14 protein-coding genes are annotated in these 15,190 nt (G+C 50.8%); 13 read left to right on the forward strand and 1 reads right to left on the reverse strand.

The genetic code is table 11. The annotated features are described in order from the left end of the window. Positions 1-75 precede the first annotated feature (75 nt). The 4 genes from purR to ACEN86_RS00135 all read left to right on the forward strand — a co-directional run bounded on the left by purR (position 76) and on the right by ACEN86_RS00135 (position 4,016). Positions 76-915 (forward strand): pur operon repressor, encoded by an 840-nt coding sequence (gene purR / locus ACEN86_RS00120; RefSeq protein WP_495632401.1) that lies wholly within the window; start codon positions 76-78, stop codon positions 913-915. A gap of 173 nt (positions 916-1,088) precedes the next feature. After that, positions 1,089-1,379 (forward strand): septation regulator SpoVG, encoded by a 291-nt coding sequence (gene spoVG / locus ACEN86_RS00125; protein ID WP_495632402.1) that lies wholly within the window; start codon positions 1,089-1,091, stop codon positions 1,377-1,379. A gap of 136 nt (positions 1,380-1,515) precedes the next feature. Then, positions 1,516-2,913: a bifunctional UDP-N-acetylglucosamine diphosphorylase/glucosamine-1-phosphate N-acetyltransferase GlmU gene (glmU, locus tag ACEN86_RS00130; protein WP_495632403.1), complete on the forward strand. Its 1,398-nt coding sequence runs from the start codon at positions 1,516-1,518 to the stop codon at positions 2,911-2,913. Between the two features lie 149 nt (positions 2,914-3,062). Next, complete coding sequence (locus ACEN86_RS00135) at positions 3,063-4,016, forward strand: ribose-phosphate diphosphokinase (protein WP_068621711.1); 954 nt, start codon at positions 3,063-3,065, stop codon at positions 4,014-4,016. 105 nt (positions 4,017-4,121) lie between these two features. On the opposite strand, the gene ACEN86_RS00140 is transcribed toward ACEN86_RS00135, so the two are convergent. After that, positions 4,122-4,322, reverse strand: a complete 201-nt coding sequence (locus tag ACEN86_RS00140; RefSeq protein ID WP_495632404.1) for a hypothetical protein — start codon at positions 4,320-4,322, stop codon at positions 4,122-4,124. A 188-nt stretch (positions 4,323-4,510) separates the two neighbouring features. On the opposite strand from ACEN86_RS00140, the gene pth reads away from it, so the two are divergent. The 9 genes from pth to ACEN86_RS00185 all read left to right on the forward strand — a co-directional run bounded on the left by pth (position 4,511) and on the right by ACEN86_RS00185 (position 15,170). Continuing rightward, positions 4,511-5,071, forward strand: a complete 561-nt coding sequence (pth, locus tag ACEN86_RS00145; protein ID WP_495632405.1) for an aminoacyl-tRNA hydrolase — start codon at positions 4,511-4,513, stop codon at positions 5,069-5,071. 87 nt (positions 5,072-5,158) lie between these two features. Beyond that, on the forward strand, positions 5,159-5,389 hold the full coding sequence (gene fin, locus ACEN86_RS00150; protein WP_127201053.1) for an anti-sigma-F factor Fin: 231 nt from the start codon (positions 5,159-5,161) through the stop codon (positions 5,387-5,389). 148 nt (positions 5,390-5,537) lie between these two features. Next, positions 5,538-9,062 carry a transcription-repair coupling factor gene (gene mfd, locus ACEN86_RS00155; RefSeq protein ID WP_495632406.1) on the forward strand — a complete coding sequence of 1,175 codons (3,525 nt, stop codon included), beginning with the start codon at positions 5,538-5,540 and terminating at the stop codon, positions 9,060-9,062. Beyond that, positions 9,049-10,176, forward strand: a complete 1,128-nt coding sequence (locus ACEN86_RS00160) for a peptidylprolyl isomerase (RefSeq protein WP_495632407.1) — start codon at positions 9,049-9,051, stop codon at positions 10,174-10,176. Before mfd ends, ACEN86_RS00160 begins: the two co-directional genes overlap by 14 nt. Before the next feature lie 239 nt (positions 10,177-10,415). Then, the gene (gene spoVT, locus ACEN86_RS00165; RefSeq protein WP_127201056.1) at positions 10,416-10,958 is read left to right on the forward strand and encodes a stage V sporulation protein T; all 543 of its coding nucleotides are present in this window, start codon (positions 10,416-10,418) and stop codon (positions 10,956-10,958) included. A gap of 166 nt (positions 10,959-11,124) precedes the next feature. Next, the gene (locus tag ACEN86_RS00170) at positions 11,125-12,804 is read left to right on the forward strand and encodes a putative polysaccharide biosynthesis protein (RefSeq protein ID WP_495632408.1); all 1,680 of its coding nucleotides are present in this window, start codon (positions 11,125-11,127) and stop codon (positions 12,802-12,804) included. A gap of 112 nt (positions 12,805-12,916) precedes the next feature. After that, a complete protein-coding gene (gene yabN, locus ACEN86_RS00175; protein ID WP_495632409.1) occupies positions 12,917-14,425 on the forward strand; it encodes a bifunctional methyltransferase/pyrophosphohydrolase YabN in 1,509 nt (502 codons plus the stop codon). 191 nt (positions 14,426-14,616) lie between these two features. Next, a complete protein-coding gene (locus ACEN86_RS00180; protein ID WP_495632410.1) occupies positions 14,617-14,889 on the forward strand; it encodes an HU family DNA-binding protein in 273 nt (90 codons plus the stop codon). Continuing rightward, positions 14,889-15,170: an RNA-binding S4 domain-containing protein gene (locus ACEN86_RS00185; protein ID WP_127201059.1), complete on the forward strand. Its 282-nt coding sequence runs from the start codon at positions 14,889-14,891 to the stop codon at positions 15,168-15,170. The genes ACEN86_RS00180 and ACEN86_RS00185 overlap by 1 nt, the downstream gene beginning before the upstream one ends. The last annotated feature ends 20 nt before the right edge of the window (positions 15,171-15,190 follow it).

The raw sequence follows: 15,190 nt of genomic DNA on the forward strand, positions 1-15,190 counted from the left end.
ATATTCGGATTTTATAGAGTAGGAACTCGGGGCCAGACATAATCCGGGTTCTATCTATTTAGCGAGGGGTCTTTCGTGAAAAAATTAAAAAGAAGCGCCAGATTGGTGGAAATGACCCAGTATCTGTTACTCCGTCCGCATCACCTGATTCCACTAACTACATTTGCTGAACGATATGGAGCTGCCAAGTCTTCGATTAGTGAGGATCTGTCGATCATCAAGGAAGTATTTGAAGATGAGGGTATGGGGGATCTGCTGACCCTTGCCGGTGCAGCAGGGGGCGTGAAGTTCATTCCTAAAGTCGGGGAAACGCAGGCACGTGAGTTTATTGAGCAGCTGTGCGGCATGCTGTCTGACCGGAATCGAATTCTGCCGGGCGGCTATTTGTATATGTCGGACTTACTGGGTCTTCCGAATTTGATGAACGAAGCGGGGAGGCTGTTCGCTACCGTATTCGCCAATCAGAATATTGATGTGATTATGACCGTTGAGACGAAAGGCATTCCGCTAGCCTATGCTACTGGAGCGCAGCTTAACCTTCCGGTTGTGCTGGTACGCAGAGACCATCAGGTAACCGAAGGGTCTGCCGTAAGTATCAACTATGTCTCAGGCTCACATAAGAGTCTGCATACCATGACGTTATCCCGGCGGGCACTCAAGGAGAATTCCCGTGTGCTGATTGTGGATGACTTCATGAAAGCTGGGGGAACGATTCAGGGTATGGTCGATCTGCTGGCAGAGTTTAACGCTACTGTAGCCGGTGTAGGGGTACTTGTAGAGTCGGGGGAAGTGGAATCCGAGCAGCGCCTTCTCCATGATTATGTATCCTTGGCTACGTTAACAGCCGTAGATCCGAAAGTGAAGGAAATTGTAGTTCAGCCAGGCAACTATTTCAGTAAATTTGACGCCAAATAGATTTTGTCGAAAATCCCAAATATCTTAGCAGATTCTCACGAATTTAGTCGAAAAGGCCGTCTTACAAAAAAAATTCCTTAATTTAGGGCTTTTTGTTCGCCAAAAAAGAGGATTTCCGTCTGCAATGTGGAATATTACACCAAGTCTCTGATGGAAAAAGGTGGTGAACACATATGCAAATTACGGATGTAAGACTTCGCCGTGTAAGCTCAGAAGGCAGAATGAAAGCAATCGCATCCATTACCATCGATAACGAATTCGTTGTTCATGACATTCGCGTCATCGACGGTAACAATGGAATGTTTGTCGCTATGCCTAGCAAGCGCACACCGGATGGTGAATTCCGGGACATCGCTCATCCGATTTCTTCCGGTACCCGTGAGAAGATCCAAGCTGCGGTCCTCGCTGAGTATGATCGCGCTGCGGTCGAAGAGGAAGAGGAAGTTATCGTTGAAGGGGCTTAAGATTCAATCTGTGTAGGAGTTATGTCTTATCTTATTGGGGTTCAAGAAAAGAGGGCCATGTACTTGTGGCTCTCTTTTCTTTTTGCGCAGAATAAGATATATTCAGTAATGAGTTCAAGAGAAGGAGGCCGTGGCCTTGAAAAGATTAGCAATTGTTCTGGCTGCAGGAAAGGGAAAACGCATGAAATCAAAGCTATACAAAGTGCTGCATCCTGTATGTGGCAAACCGATGGTTGGACATGTTCTAGACACCGTGAAAAAAGTCAATTGTGAACGCAGTATCGTGGTCGTAGGTCATGGTGCAGAAGCCGTCCAGTCTTATCTTGGAACATCAGCTGAATACGTACTGCAGGCACAACAGCTCGGTACGGGTCATGCTGTTAAGCAGGCCAAGGACCTGCTAGGGAGTGAAGAGGGAACAACAATTGTGATTTGCGGAGATACTCCTCTTGTTACACCAGAGACGCTGGAAGAGCTGATGAAGGTTCACCAAAGTAAGGGCGCAGCCGCAACGGTGCTATCCGCTGTGATGGACAACCCTAAGGGGTATGGACGTATCATTAGAGGTGAAGATGGTGCTGTTGTTCAGATCGTTGAACAGAAGGACTGCACACCGGAGCAGGATGCCGTAAAGGAAATCAACACAGGCACTTATTGCTTTGATAATGCTAAATTATTTGCCGCGCTGGAGAAGGTTACGAATCAAAATGCTCAGCAGGAATATTACTTAACAGATGTAATCGGCATTTTCGTAGGGGAAGGTGAGGTTGTTAGCGCTTACGTGACGGATGACCATGCGGAATCCATCGGCGTCAATGACCGTGTTGCTCTATCAGAGGCTGAAGGCTTTATGCGTCAGCGGATTGTTAAGAAGCATATGTTGAATGGTGTTACAATTATCGATCCAAGCTCAACATATATCGGTGCTGATGTAACGATCGGCTCAGATACCGTGATCTACCCGGGAACTACCATTTCCGGAAATACTATAATCGGGGAACAATGTGTAATAGGGCCTTCTACAGAGATTGCAGACAGCAATCTTCAGGACGGCGTTACTATTAAACATTCCGTACTCCATCAGGCGGAAGCCGGCAGTGGAACAACGGTCGGACCTTTCGCTTATTTGCGTCCAGGCACTAAACTGGGGCAGCAGGTAAAAGTAGGCGATTTCGTAGAAATCAAGAATGCCTCACTGGATGACGGCTCCAAGGTATCTCATTTGAGCTATATTGGGGACGCTAAAGTCGGTAAGAATGTAAATATCGGCTGTGGGGCGATTACGGTAAATTATGATGGTTATAATAAGTCAATTACCGAAATCGAAGACGATGCTTTTATCGGCAGCAATGTGAATTTGATTGCACCTGTCAAGGTAGGTAAAGGAGCATACGTAGTAGCGGGCTCCACCATTACGCAGTCGGTATCAGACAACGATTTGGCTATTGCCAGACAGCGCCAGGAGAATAAATCCGGTTATGCGGAGAAGATTCGGGCCCGTGCACAAGCGAAGAAGCAAAGAGAACAGGATTAGACCAAGCACCAAGATCTGCACGGAATATTTCAATGACCATACAAGTATGGAAAGAACTAAATTTAGTGATCAATCCGTATGGATTGAGCTAAAGCCTGGTCATCGATATTCTTTAGTTCAATCTATTTAGCACGGAGGGTTTTAATTTTATGACTTATTGCGATTCCAAACTAAAGATTTTCACATGTAACTCCAACCCTAAGCTTGCTCATCAGATTGCGGACTATATCGGCATTCCTATGGGCGATTCGGAGACCACGAGCTTTAGTGACGGGGAAATTCAAGTGAAGCTGTCGGAAAGTGTTCGCGGTTCTCACGTATATGTTGTTCAATCCACATGTGGACCTGTCAACGATAACCTGATGGAGCTTCTGGTCATGGTGGATGCTCTTAAGCGGGCGTCTGCAAAAAGCATCAACGTCGTGATTCCGTACTACGGATATGCACGTCAGGATCGCAAGGCACGCTCCCGTGATCCAATTACGGCCAAGCTTGTAGCGAACCTGATCGAAAAGGCCGGAGCTCACCGCGTCATTACGATGGACCTGCATGCTATGCAGATTCAGGGATTCTTCGATATTCCTGTCGACCATATGCTCGGAGTTCCGATCCTGGCTCAATATTTCCGCTCCAAGCAAATTGAGAATCCGGTTGTTGTCTCTCCTGACCACGGGGGTGTTGTCAGAGCCCGTAAATTGGCTGACTTCCTGAATGCGCCGCTTGCCATCATCGATAAGCGCCGTCCGGAACCCAATGTCAGTGAAGTGATGAATATCATCGGAAATATCGAGGGTAAAACAGCCATTCTCGTGGACGATATCATTGATACGGCCGGAACTATCGTACTGGGTGCGAATGCGCTCAAAGAAGGCGGAGTGAAGGAAGTGTATGCGTGCTGTACACATCCGGTTCTGTCTGGACCGGCTATGGAACGCCTTGAGAACTCCCCGCTTAAAGAAGTCATCGTGACGGATACGATTCCGATTACGCATCCGAATCCTACAAGCAAGCTTAAGGTGTTATCGGTGGCTCCCCTTATGGGTGAAGCGATTATCCGTGTACACGAGGAGTTATCAATCAGTAAACTGTTTGAAATCGAGTAAGAAGGACTTCTAGAAATGCAGAGGGGTTACCGCTCCCATTGGGGAGGGGTAACCCCTATCGGCGTATAACGCTAGGCGGTAGAATACGGGGAACCCGGACGGTCACTAATAACCGGGCCGGGATATGAAGTTGTAAGCTGTTCTTCTGTACAGCGTGTCACCGACCAAGACGGCATGCTCATCAAAGTCCCTTATCCAGCCAATATCGACATGAATGCCGTGGCGGTAAATCTGGACGGGGATGGCATGTTCTAAATGGTCCTGGAAGTGGGAATCTTGTTTAAGTTCTGAGCCAAATGCATGCAAAGATGTCTCACCTTCTAACGATATAATGGTTAGTGGTTGTTAGTAATATGGGATAATGGTGACTCATGCATTTATTTTAATCAATAATGGACCAAATGAGAACGATTTCTTTTTACAAAGAACACAAACCCTTGATTCTACAGGAAAATAGAAAGGGTATGATTATAGAAAAGGGGTAAGCGCAGAGTATGAAATGGATTGTAGGGCTCGGCAACCCAGGCCCAAACTATGAGAAAACAAGACACAATATCGGGTTTATGGCACTGGATGCTCTGGCCGCCAGGCACGGAATCGCAATTAAGATGAGCAAATGTAAGGCTATCATAGGGGAAGGGCATATTTCAGGGACCAAGGTTGCTCTAATTAAGCCGATGACCTATATGAATCTTTCAGGTGAGTCAGTCCGGGCCTTCATGGATTATTACAAGGTACCCTTGGAGGACCTTATTGTAGTATATGATGACCTGGATACGGAAATTGGGCGTAATCGCCTTCGTTATCAAGGCAGTGCGGGTGGCCATAATGGAATCAAGTCCATTATTCAGCATACCGGAACCCAAGTGTTCAACCGGATCCGCATGGGGATTTCGCGCCCACAGCCCGGATATCCGATTGTGGACTATGTGCTGGCCCCTTTTCCGAAGAAAGAGGCAGAGCTGCTTCAGCAGTCGATAGACGAAGCGGGGGACGCGATTGAATACGCGCTGACCCATACGTTTGAACAGACGATGGCCAAGTTTAACAAGTAAATAATAAGCTCAAGGCACCCCGGGGGCTTAGAATGGTGGATTTGCGGACATACTGAGAGGTATAATTCACCTTCTGGAGGCATAACCATGGCAGTAAACTATGTATGCCGGCACTGCCGGACTTTTATTGGAAGAATTGATTCCGAACTGGTGTCCGAATCCAGGCTCGGTTTCCAATTCTTGACCCCCGATGAGCGGAGAGATATAATAGCGTATGATTCAAACGGGGAAATGACCGTAAGGGTTACCTGCGATTACTGCAGGGAAGCACTAGAGAATCATCCGGAGTTAACTCTTCTTTCGAACCCGCTTCAATAGCAGGGGTAGTGTGATTTCGGTGGTTCTACCGAAGACGTATTGTAGAGCCTTGGCACGAATGCTGAGGCTTATTTCTGGTTATTTACGGCCTGCTTCGGCCTATGGATAGGGCGGGCAAGGATTAGTAAGCATAAGAGAGGTGCAACTCTTGTTACAAGCACTTATAGAAGCATTTTCTAAAGATCCGGACTTTGAGTCTCTAAGCACCGGTGTAACCGCCGGTATGAAGGAACAGCTCATCTCCGGCCTATCAGGATCATCCAGACAGGTGATGCTCGCAGCTCTGCATGAACAGATTCAGCGCCCGCTGCTGGTTGTGACACACAACATGTTCTCCGCCCAAAAAATTGCCGAGGATCTGCAGGAGGCGTTATCGCCGGATCAGGTGCTCTTATACCCGGCGAATGAACTTGTGGCAGCAGAGGCTGCCGTATCGAGCCCTGAAACTCTGGCTCAGAGAATAGAAGTACTGCTCAAATGCTCGCAGGGGTTCCGCGGGATTGTTGTCGTGCCCTTCTCCGGGGTTCGCAGGTATGTGCCTGCTCCGGAAATGTTGGCCACAGCAGAGCTGAAGCTTGAGTTAGGCGGCACGATTCAGCTGGATTCCTTCCTGACTCAAATGGTGGAACTCGGTTATGAGCGGGTCCAGCGTGTCGAGAACCGGGGAGAAATGAGTGTCCGCGGAGGAATCATAGATATTTATCCGCTAATGTCCAAGCTTGCATACCGGATTGAGCTGTTCGACGACGAGATCGATTCGATTCGTACGTTCGATCCTGTGGATCAAAGATCTGTGGATCAGATCAAAGAGGTATCTCTTCCTCCGAGCAAAGAGCTTATCGCTTCAGGGGAACGCCTGGATCGTGCGGCTGAAGCGGTTAATGCGAGGCTTGCGGATCAGCTGGATAAGATGACGGACCGTCAGGCCAAGCTGAAGCTCAAGGAAGAAGTATCCCGCGAGATTGAGCTGATGAAGGAGCATGTTAATTTTCCCGAACTCTATAAATATATTTCTCTGATTTATCCCGAGAATAAGACTTTGTATGATTACATGCCTAAGGATACACTGCTCATTATGGATGAGCCGGCAAGACTGCTGGAGACGGGCAAGCAGCTTGAGCGCGATGAGGCGGAGTGGCATCTTCATTTGTTCCAGAACGGAAAGACTCTCCCGGAGCTTCCTTTATCGGTGGATAGCGACAAGGCCATCTATGAGCGTCCATTCCAGACTCTCTTCATGTCGTTATTTCTGCGGCAGGTGCCTCACATCCAGCCCCAGAATATCCTGAATTTCACTAGCAGGACTATGCAGGACTTCCACGGACAGATGAACGTACTGAAGTCGGAGATGGACCGCTGGAAGAAGAGCGGCGCGAATGTGCTTATGCTGGCCAGCAATGAGGAACGAATTGAGCGTATGCGGCGCGTTCTTCAGGATTACAATATTGACGAGCCGACCCTGCTGCAGGGCAATTTGCAGACGGGTTTTGAGCTTCCCTCCATTCACCTGGTTGTCATTACCGAAGGAGAGATGTTCTCACAGAAGCAGCGTAAAGCCCGCAAGGTTGGACGCAGCATGGATAATGCGGAGCGCATCAAAAGCTATACGGAGCTGAAGATCGGTGATTATGTCGTTCATCAGAATCACGGCATAGGGAAGTACATTGGAATCGGAACCCTTGAGGTTGGCGGCATTCACAAGGATTATCTTCACATCATGTACGCGGGTGGTGACAAGCTGTCCGTACCGATCGACCAAATCGATCTTATTCAGAAGTACGTGGGATCTGAAGACAAGGAGCCCAAGGTATATAAGCTGGGCGGTACGGAATGGACACGGGTTAAGAGCAAGGTCCAGTCCTCGGTTCAGGATATTGCGGATGAATTGATCAAGCTGTATGCTGAGCGCCAGGCTTCTCCGGGTTACGGATTCGAGAAGGATACACCGGAGCAGCAGGAATTCGAGGCCATGTTCCCTTATGATGAGACACGTGACCAGATGCGGGCCATCGAAGAGATCAAGAAGGATATGGAGCAGAATCGTCCGATGGACCGCCTGCTCTGCGGCGACGTTGGCTACGGCAAGACGGAGGTCGCGATCCGGGCAGCATTTAAGTGTGCGATGGAAGGCAAGCAGGTGGCTGTGCTTGTACCAACTACGATTTTGGCTCAGCAGCACTATGAGACCTTCCGCGAACGGTTCTCTGGCTATCCGATCAACATTCAGGTACTCAGCCGCTTCCGCAGTCGGAAGGAACAGAACGAGACAACGAAAGGGATCAAATCGGGGACTGTAGATATTGTGATCGGGACCCATCGTCTGCTCTCGCAGGATTTGGTGTTCAAGGATCTTGGCCTGTTGATAGTGGACGAGGAGCAGCGGTTTGGCGTCACGCATAAAGAGAAGCTTAAGCGGCTTAAAGTCAATGTCGATGTTCTCACGCTGACGGCAACGCCTATTCCACGGACCCTTCATATGTCGATGCTTGGGGTGCGGGATCTGTCGGTCATCGAGACACCTCCGGAGAACCGGTTCCCGGTACAGACGTATGTGGTTGAGCACAGTCAGGCACTTGTCCGGGAAGCGATCGAAAGAGAGCTGGCACGCGGAGGCCAGGTGTACTACCTGTATAACCGGGTTCAGGGGATTCAGGAGATGGCCGCCCAAATCTCCATGCTTGTGCCGGGGGCCAAGGTAGGAATTGGGCATGGCCAGATGTCGGAGCAGGAGCTGGAGAAGACGATTCTAGACTTCCTGGATGGGGAATATGATGTCCTTGTAAGTACGAGCATTATTGAGACGGGTGTAGATATCCCGAATGTAAATACATTAATTGTGCATGATGCGGACAAAATGGGGCTGTCCCAGCTGTATCAGCTGCGCGGACGGGTAGGACGTTCCAACCGGATTGCCTATGCCTACTTCACCTATCAGCGCGATAAGTCGCTGACTGAGGTGGCGGAGAAGCGGCTGCAGTCCATCAAGGAGTTCACGGAGCTTGGCTCCGGCTTCAAGATTGCCATGCGGGACTTGTCGATCCGCGGGGCGGGGAACCTGCTTGGCGCGGAGCAGCATGGCTTCATTGCGTCTGTCGGCTTTGACCTGTACTCCCAGATGCTGGCGGAAGAGATTCAGAAGCGCAAGGTGACCCTGCTTGGTGAGGAGCCGCCAGAGAAGCATGAATGGAACACGGTGCTTGATTTGAGCATTGATGCCTATTTACCGCCTGAATATATTTATGATAGTATTCAAAAAATTGAGATCTACAAAAAGGCAGCCACGCTTACGACACTCGAAGAGGTGTCCGAGCTTGCGGACGAGCTTCTTGACCGGTTCGGAGAACTGCCGGAGGCTGTAGAGAACCTGCTGGCCGCAGCAAGACTGAAGATCTACGCGAAGCAGTATGGAATTGAGTCGATTACACGGCGCGGGGATGAAGTCCAGCTGAAGTTCCACGAAGGGCGGGAAAAGGCATTAATCCCAGCCCAATTCGCCGAAGTTGGAAATCAGTTCGGAAGACGTGTACAATTTAACCAAGGGACAGGCATTCTGATCCAGATTAAAATTAAAGGTTTGAGTGACAAAGAGATGATGGATCTGCTGGAACAGTTCCTTGAATCCCTTAAAGATGCATTCAAATCGAAGGGAGAACTACAAGATGTTGCAAAATAATAGCAGGTCCTGGAAGACTCTGCTTGTGGCTTTAATTGCAGTGCTGACCTTTTCCATACTGGCCGGTTGTTCCAAGAAGTCTGAGCAGACTCCAGCGGATACCAGCAAGAATGCGGCCACGGAGACTAAGAAGGATACCAGCAAGGTCGTGGCTACGTATGAAGGCGGCGAGATCACGGCTAACGAGTTCGATTTAGAGCAGCGAATTATGCTGCTTATGTCTCCAGAAATGGAGCAGTTAGCTCAGATGGATGAGTTCCGTGATTACCTGATTAAGCAGGAAATTGCCTACGCTTATCTAAGCTCCAAGGCCGATGATAAGTCCAAGCAGGAAGGCGAGAAGAAAGCGGATGAGCAGATTGCCCAGATGAAGAAGCAGCTGGGTGACGCGCAGTTCAAGAAGATGCTTGATAGCAAGAAGATATCCGATACCGACTTCAAAGCCTATATGGTCAAAGTCTTCACCGTTATTCAAAGTGAGACCTCCAAAATAACTGATGATGAAGTGAAGAAGGAGTTCGAGAGCAAGAAGGGCGACTTTACCGTAGCTACAGTGCGTCACATCCTCATTGGTCTTACCGATGCTAACGGCAAGGAACGCAAGCAGGCAGATGCCCTCAAGCTGGCCAAAGAAATTAAGGCTAAGCTGGATAAAGGCGCTGACTTCGCAGAGCTTGCCAAGAAGTACTCTGAAGACCCGGGTTCCAAGGATCAAGGCGGTCTTTATAAAGACGCAACGGCAGGTGACTGGGTTCAGCAGTTCAAGGAGAAAGCCTTGACTCTGCCGCTGAACAAGATCAGTGATCCGGTTGAAACCGATTATGGATACCATATTATGCGTGTAGAAGCCCGTACGGAGAAGACCTTCAATGACCTGACTCAGGCACAGAAGGACACTCTCAAGACGAGTGTGGCTTCGGCCAAGCTGGATGATTTCATGCAGACTGGCTTAACCAAAATCATCAAGAAAATCGATCTTCCTAAGGTTGAGACCAAGAAGGAAGGCGCTGCGGATTCCTCCAAGAGTGGGGCAGCAACTACGCCTTCTGGCACAACCGATAAAGGAACTACCACCAATGAAGGCACAGCACCTAGTTCAGGCACAGGTAAATAACAGCAATTTCTTGGCCTAGGGGGCAGCGCGAGATGATCGCGCTGCTTTTTGTCCCCATTTTGGTGCGAAAGTTTAAGGATAAGGTTAATGTATAAGGAATTGGGAGCAGCCTAATACTATGGTCAAGAATTAAGTGATATGGATTTAACCAATCCAGTCCATATTATCTGGACCCTTCTCTATTCATAAAAAGCTACAGTAGTTCAATAACTTCTTTAGAAAGCGGGGCAACATGTGAAATGAAAGCTACTGGAATTGTACGTCGTATTGATGATCTGGGCAGGGTTGTTATTCCTAAAGAAATCCGCCGGACCTTGCGTATTCGCGAGGGGGATCCGCTTGAAATCTTTGTGGATCGTGACGGTGAGGTTATTTTGAAGAAATATTCTCCGATTGGGGAGCTTGGCGACTTTGCCAAAGAATATGCGGAATCCTTATATGAGAGTACAGGACATATTACGCTGATCTCAGACCGTGATACCATTATTGCGGTGGCAGGAGCCTCCAAGAAGGAATATCTGGACAAGCAGGTTAGTATTCTGCTGGAGAACAGTATGGACAGCCGTAAAATTATGGTTGAAGCGAATACCGGGACCTATGAACTTATTAAGGATCATGCGGAAACGATATCGACCTTCGTTATTGCACCTATTATTGCGGGTGGAGATCCGATCGGTTCAGTGACCCTTGTGAACAAGGATGAATCGGTCAAGATGTCCCAGCTCGAATCCAAGATGGCCGAGACGGCTGCAGGATTCCTTGGCAAGCAAATGGAGCAGTAGGTATAAGGAGCTTCATACATTTGTACACGTAAAACTCCCACTGCCTTATCTTCGGCCAAATGGCCGGCAAAGCAGAGGGGGTTTTTTTGTGGTCATTTCCCTGGGGTGCGGACAAGGATTATAATGGAATGAGGTTAAGTATTGCTACAGTAAAGTGGGGAACCTCATGAATGAAACTTCCAGGTCCGGAAGAATGCTTAAAGGGGCAGTGCTGCTGAGCCTGGCGGCGATTGTGACCAAGCTGCTGGGGACGCTGCAGAAGATCCCGCTGCAAAATATCGGGGGAGACGGGGTATTCGGCATTTATAATACGGTCTATCCCTTTTATACCCTGCTGCTTACGCTTGCCACCGCGGGCTTTCCCACCGCGGTATCCAGGTTCGTCGCCGAGCGCGAAGCCGCCGGCAACCGGGTAGGGTCGGCCGAGGTGCTTCGGCTGTCGGCCGTGGTCATGCTGGCCCTGGGCTGTGCCGGGGGCCTCGGGATGTACTTTGGCGCACCGTTGCTTGCCTATTGGATTGGCAACCAGCACTTGGTCCCCGCGCTGAGATGTACGGCGCCGGCCCTCTTCTTCGTGCCTGTTTCTGCGGCGCTGCGCGGATACTTTCAAGGCCTGCAGGATATGCTGCCGACCGCTGTGTCGCAGGTTATTGAACAGGCTGTAAGGGTTGGCGTCATGATTGTGCTGCTCCTTTCCTTCACCGCTGCCGGATCTTCCGACAGCACCGTGGCTTCTGGAGCGATGATTGGCTCAGCTGCAGGTGGACTGGCCGGGCTCGTGGTTATGCTGCTGTTTTGGCAGCGGTACCGCAGTCGTACGGAGGTCATGTCTTGGAGGAAGAGCGGAGACGAGTGGAAGGGAAGTCCGCTGACCCAGGCCGAAGCCAAGGGATTAAGGGATGCACGAGAGCCGCGAATCAGGCTGCTAAAGCAGCTGCTGGCTTACGCCATTCCTATCTGCCTGGCTGCCTTGGCTGTACCGCTGATTGGCCTTGTAGACACCTTCACGCTGCCGCGCCTGCTGAAGCAGGGCGGATGGGATGAGCTTGGTGCCATGATTCAGGTGGGCATCTATAACCGCGGTATCCCGCTTGTCCAGCTTGTGACCATGCTGGCCGCTTCCTTGTCGGTGCTGTTCATTCCTGCACTCGCAGAGTTCAAGTACCGGGGGGACCGGGAGAGTATCGAATCCCATTCCCGTCTTGCCCTGCGCTGGTTCTGGCTGATTGGCCTTGCGGCTTCGGCCGGGCTTGCGGCGCTTGCGGAGCCCATCAACATCATGCTCTACAAGGACGCTGCCGGGACCCAGGCGATGCAGTGGATCGCCCTGACTGCAGCACCGAGCACGATGCTCACTCTGACGGCCGCCCTGCTTCAGGGGCTGGGCACCGTCCGGGCGCCGACCCTATATCTGGCTGGGGCCGCGGCGCTCAAGATCGTGCTCAACCTGCTGCTGGTGCCGCAGCTTGGCATCACCGGGGCCGCCATCGCAGGCGTGGCGGCCTACAGCCTTGCCGCAGCGCTAAGCCTCGCGCTGCTGGTGAAGACCGCCGCGCTGCGGCTGCGCCTGGCAAAGGCTGTACTGAAGCCAGCGCTGCTGATATTCGCGCTGGTGTTGCCCGTGCTTGCCCTGCGCTGGCTCGCAGATGCAGCCGGCCTAGGGCCGAGCCGCACCGCCGCCTGCGCCGAGAGTCTGCTCGGCGTCTTCCTGGGCGGTGCGGTCTTCGCGGCCGGCGTACTGCGGCTGCGCCTGATGACAGGGCCGGAGCTTGAGGCCCTGCCGAGGATCGGGCCGAAGCTCGCCAGGCTGCTTCGGCGGCTTCGACTGCTGCCGGAGCAGAAGTAGATGAGCTCGGCATACTCGTTGTAAGTAAACTTTTTGCGCCTATTACCGATTATTTATTATAAAAGTCAGCTATTACACCCGCCAGCAGCGGGAATTCAGGAGTGTGATACAAGTGAGTGCTGCAATTACTGTTATAGGTCTGGGATCGGGGGATCCGGACAAGCTGACTGTAGGGAGCCTGAATAAGCTCCGTCAGGCGGAGCTCCGTTATGTGCGGACTCTGGACCATCCGGTCATTACCTGGCTGGAGGAGTCCGGAATCTCCTTCACATCGTTCGACAAGGTGTATGAAGAGAAGGATGATTTCCCATCCGTGTACGAGGAAATAGTCAATCAACTGCTTGCTGCTGCGTCAGAGCTGCCGCCGGAACGTGAGATCATCTACGCAGTTCCCGGGCATCCCATGGTAGCGGAGTCAACCGTCAAGCTGCTTCGTGAACGCTGCCCGCAGCGGGGAATCCGGCTAGAAATAACCGGCGGGGAGAGCTTTCTGGATGTAGCTTTTACCCGTCTTGGGTTCGACCCGATTGAAGGGTTCCAGCTGTTGGACGCCTCAGGGCTAGCTCCCTCCTTAGTAGAGCCGAGGGTACATACGTTGATTGGGCAGGTCTACGACAGCTTTACGGCTTCCGATGTGAAGCTGAGCCTGATGGAGACCTACCCGGATGATTATCCGGTTACGGTTGGACACGCTTTGGGTGTAGCCGGGGAGGAGAAGATCGAGCAGGTTCCCCTGCACGAGCTTGACCGTGTAGAGGGATATGGCAACTTATCGTTGATCTATATTCCACGTGATGAGAATGAAATGCTGCGTCAGCGCAGCTTCGAGAGATTGCATGAGATTGTAACGGTCCTTCGCAGCCCTGAAGGCTGCCCATGGGACCGGGAGCAGACCCACCAGTCGATCCGCAAGAATCTGATTGAAGAGACCTATGAAGTGATTGAGACCATTGATGAGGATGACCCGGATCATATGCAGGAAGAGCTGGGGGATCTGCTGCTTCAGATCATGCTGCATTCGCAGATGGAAGAGGAGACCGGAATGTTCTCGGTCTATGATGTGATTGGCAGTCTGAACGACAAGCTGATCTTCCGCCATCCGCATGTATTCGGGGATCTGTCCGCTGAAGATGCGGAAGAGGCCCTGAACAACTGGGAAGGCATGAAGGCGGAGGAGAAGCGGAAGAAGGGGATCGAGCCTGAGAAGCAATCGGCACTTAGCGGCGTTCCCCGGGACCTTCCTGCACTCATGAAGGCCTTCAAGCTCCAGAAGAAGGCCTCCAAGGTCGGGTTCGACTGGGAGGATGTCGAGGGTACCCTGAGCAAGATTGATGAGGAATTGGCCGAACTTAAGCAAGCGGTAAGAGAAGGGCAAGCGGCGTCAGAGCAGGCTTTGGAGCTGGGCGACGTTCTATTCACCGTAGTCAATGTCGCCAGGTTCATCGGAGCTGATCCCGAGGAAGCGCTTAGTCTGGTTAATCGCAAATTCATATCCCGCTTCGAATATGTGGAGAGCAAGCTGAGGGAGGCCGGCAGGACAATGCCGGAGAGCAGCTTGGAGGAGATGGATCGCCTGTGGGATGAAGCCAAGGAAGTAGAGCGTTCCGGCCGTAAGCTGTAAGCCTGGCAGGTGAGAGTGTGTCCAGCTTGTGGTATTTTTGAAGAATACAAAGAATTTAGGATCAGCAAGCAGGAATTTGTTATTGAAGCAAGAATTACCTTAAGACCACTTTGCGGTTGATCTTCGGCTGAACCAGCCTGTTCACTACCGCATCTACTCTATTTTTTTGAATATTGGGAGGCTTTTAATTTATGAACAAGACAGATCTGATTAACAACATTTCGAGCAAAAGCGGTTTGACCAAAAGAGACGTTGAAGCCGTGCTCAACGGATTTCTTGGTGAAATTACGGATGCCCTTTCCAGCGGAGACAAGGTTCAATTGATCGGCTTTGGTACTTTCGAGACCCGCAAGCGTTCCGGCCGTACAGGACGCAACCCGCAGACAGGTAAGACTATCGAGATTCCAGAATCCAATGTTCCTGCATTCAAAGCAGGCAACAAGCTCAAAGAAGCTGTAAAATAATGCGACTTGATAAATTCCTGAAGGTCTCAAGGTTGATTAAACGGCGCACCGTAGCGAAAGACGTCTCCGAACAAGGCAGAGTGCTGATTAATGACCGGGAAGCCAAGCCGAGCAGTTCCGTCAAAGTGGGCGATGAAATCACCGTTCAATTTGGACAGAAGCTGGTTACGGTTAGGGTGGAACGGCTTGCCGAGAACACCCGCAAGGAAGAAGCATCAAGCCTATATACGTTAGTGAAAGAAGAGCCAATTGCGAAGGATCAGGGTCTGGATTGGACCTAGAGCCCTAAGCTTGTCTCCTT

The sequence above is a fragment of the Paenibacillus sp. Paensp111 genome (genome assembly GCF_059492195.1).

What these genes read in the sequence shown, in the direction of transcription:
- spoVG (WP_495632402.1), top strand. Translation starts at nt 1,089, where the DNA reads ATGCAAATTACGGATGTAAGACTTCGCCGTGTAAGCTCAGAAGGCAGA.
- ACEN86_RS00135 (WP_068621711.1), top strand. Translation starts at nt 3,063, where the DNA reads ATGACTTATTGCGATTCCAAACTAAAGATTTTCACATGTAACTCCAAC.
- pth (WP_495632405.1), top strand. Translation starts at nt 4,511, where the DNA reads ATGAAATGGATTGTAGGGCTCGGCAACCCAGGCCCAAACTATGAGAAA.
- fin (WP_127201053.1), top strand. Translation starts at nt 5,159, where the DNA reads ATGGCAGTAAACTATGTATGCCGGCACTGCCGGACTTTTATTGGAAGA.
- ACEN86_RS00160 (WP_495632407.1), top strand. Translation starts at nt 9,049, where the DNA reads ATGTTGCAAAATAATAGCAGGTCCTGGAAGACTCTGCTTGTGGCTTTA.
- spoVT (WP_127201056.1), top strand. Translation starts at nt 10,416, where the DNA reads ATGAAAGCTACTGGAATTGTACGTCGTATTGATGATCTGGGCAGGGTT.
- ACEN86_RS00170 (WP_495632408.1), top strand. Translation starts at nt 11,125, where the DNA reads ATGAATGAAACTTCCAGGTCCGGAAGAATGCTTAAAGGGGCAGTGCTG.
- ACEN86_RS00180 (WP_495632410.1), top strand. Translation starts at nt 14,617, where the DNA reads ATGAACAAGACAGATCTGATTAACAACATTTCGAGCAAAAGCGGTTTG.
- ACEN86_RS00185 (WP_127201059.1), top strand. Translation starts at nt 14,889, where the DNA reads ATGCGACTTGATAAATTCCTGAAGGTCTCAAGGTTGATTAAACGGCGC.